The following is a 684-nucleotide window of genomic DNA, read 5'->3' on the forward strand; positions in this document are numbered from 1 at the left end:
CGGGCTGCCGATCAACGGCATGACCAGCTATGGCTGGGTGATCAATCCGACCGCGCCGCTATCGTCGCCCTCGTCGACGTCGATCAACGTCGCTCCGTTCACCCTATATCTGCCTGGGTACAGCTTGAGCGTCAGCAGCGCGCCGATCAATGGACTCGCTCCGAACACGGCGTACTCCGTCTATTGGGACCTGCAGGCCTCGACCTTCGTTGCTATCTCGTCGGGAACGCAGCCCTACTCGACCAGCCCAGATCGCTATATCGCCCTCGGCGTGCAGACGACCCAGCAGGCGAGCGGCGGTTGGTCTCCGCCCTCACCTCCCGTAGGTGGGGGTGGCGGAGGCGGCGGCGGCATCTGCGTGCTGGCCGACTCGCACATGCCGAACAGAATCCGCGCCGGTGCTGTGCAGGCCGGCACGGCGTTGACGGTGCTCAAGCGCGACGGTTCGGGCCATGAGCCGGATGTCTGCTACAGCAACCGGCCAGGCGCTCAGCCCTGCGTGATGCTGACCCTGGCCAACGGGGCGCAGGTCGGCTGCACGGTCAAGACCCCGATCGAGCAGCGGGATGGCTCGGCGATCTTCGCCCAGCACGCCCTTGGCGCCGAGGCGGCCTATCTGGTCGACGGCGTGTTCGGCTGGGCCGAGATCGTCGCCGTCGAAGACATCGGCGTACAGCCCATTGG

The 684-nt window shown here is 66.8% G+C and carries 1 protein-coding gene; it reads left to right on the top strand.

Annotation, left to right across the window (positions count from 1 at the left end; genetic code table 11):
* Positions 1-19 precede the first annotated feature (19 nt).
* The coding region (locus tag FOY53_RS22685) for a hypothetical protein (protein WP_146592539.1) at positions 20-684 on the top strand (665 nt) is incomplete at its 3' end.

It is taken from the genome of Puniceibacterium confluentis, assembly GCF_007923445.1.
GTDB classification, from domain to species: Bacteria; Pseudomonadota; Alphaproteobacteria; order Rhodobacterales; family Rhodobacteraceae; genus Puniceibacterium; species Puniceibacterium confluentis.